The sequence below is a fragment of the Exiguobacterium sp. A1_3_1 genome (assembly GCF_048985645.1).
Taxonomy (GTDB): Bacteria; Bacillota; Bacilli; order Exiguobacteriales; family Exiguobacteriaceae; genus Exiguobacterium_A; species Exiguobacterium_A indicum.
The window spans coordinates 1-1,347 of the sequence record NZ_WBYY01000305.1 but is presented as its reverse complement, the minus strand read 5'-3'; the positions used below and the strand labels follow the sequence as shown (position 1 = coordinate 1,347).

Here is a 1,347-nt window from a genome sequence, read left to right as displayed (position 1 = left end):
CTCGTGGGCTCGGAGATGTGTATAAGAGACAGGAGTACGAAGACTCCTTGTCGTGACCATGCTTCGAGATTACCGGATGTCGGAGTCGGACAACCGATATCCGAGACGAGTTCCTTATACATGTTTCGAAGGGATGGAGGAATCGGCACTCCGTCATGCACGGAAAAGCTGAGTCCATTCGCCTGACGTGGACCATGGTAGGGATCTTGCCCTAAGATGACGCACCGGACATCTTCTGGAGCGACCGCATCGAACGCATGAAAAATCCGCTCTTTCGGAGGATAGACGGTCGTCGTTTGATAGGCTTCCTTCAAAAAAGCCCACAATTCTTGAAAATAGGGTTTTTCCTTTTCTTCTTTTAACACGGTTTGCCAAGATGGATGCACGTGAATCCGCTCCTTTTTCAGTCTCAAGTCGCTGTTCGTCCGTCTTGATTCTGCTATGATGGATGATGAGGTGGAAAACTATGATTCAGACAAAACAAGTATTCGGACTACCATTCGTCGATGCGACACCTTCGCAATGGTATACCCATATTAAAACAATCTTACACGAACGTGGAAAAGCCTTTCTTGTCACGGCGAACCCAGAGCTCGTGTTGCGTGCATTGCGCGAACCTTCTTACGATGCCATCTTACGACGGGCGACGTTCATTACACCAGACGGAATCGGTGTGACGGCTGCCAGTAAACGGATGGGCGCACCGCTCACTGCGACATTGCCAGGAATCGAGACCGCACGTGAACTATTGCGGACGGCAGACGCACTCGAGAAGCGTGTCTTTTTACTCGGTGGACGTCCGGAAGTCATGAAATCGTTGATTCGTCAGTTATCGATTCGGTTTCCGAATATCCACTTCGTAGGAACGTTTCATGGTTTTGGAAAGACAGAAGAAGCAACGCAAGCCATTACAGAAGCAGACGCTGATCTTGTTCTCGTCGCACTCGGTGCACCGAAACAAGAAGAATGGATCGCTTCCGTCTATGATCACGTCGATCATGGCATCTTCATCGGTGTCGGTGGTGCGTTCGACGTTTGGTCAGGACACAGTAAACGTGCGCCTAAATTATTTCGTCGACTGAAGCTAGAGTGGCTGTATCGCATCTCGACGCATCCTCGTGGTTTTGAGAAACTTAAAGACTTGTTGTTCTTCGTAACGCTTGTACTTCGCAAAAAATCAACGCTCTCTTGAGTGCACACAAAAAGGGCTGACTTAAAAAATGACGCGTCCTTTCACGCCCTTTCCTCAGGCGAGACACAAGCCAGTTTTTCCGCTTCATTCAAGCAGAAAAACGGGTCTTGTTTGTCTCTGACAGCGCAAAATCGCGCTTTTCCTGTAGGAGTGGC

2 protein-coding genes are annotated in these 1,347 nt (G+C 49.1%); one reads left to right on the top strand and one right to left on the bottom strand.

The annotated features are described in order from the left end of the window. The coding region (locus tag F8N00_RS17975; protein ID WP_421018744.1) for a uracil-DNA glycosylase at window positions 1-386 on the bottom strand (386 nt) is incomplete at its 3' end. Window positions 387-466: 80 nt separating this feature from the next. Between F8N00_RS17975 and F8N00_RS17970 the strand changes: the two genes are divergently transcribed. Beyond that, window positions 467-1,192 (top strand): WecB/TagA/CpsF family glycosyltransferase, encoded by a 726-nt coding sequence (locus F8N00_RS17970; protein WP_023469708.1) that lies wholly within the window; start codon window positions 467-469, stop codon window positions 1,190-1,192. Window positions 1,193-1,347 lie beyond the last annotated feature (155 nt).

Bases quoted from the DNA above. Each gene is read 5' to 3' on its own strand.
- F8N00_RS17970 (WP_023469708.1), top strand. From the start codon at position 467: ATGATTCAGACAAAACAAGTATTCGGACTACCATTCGTCGATGCGACA.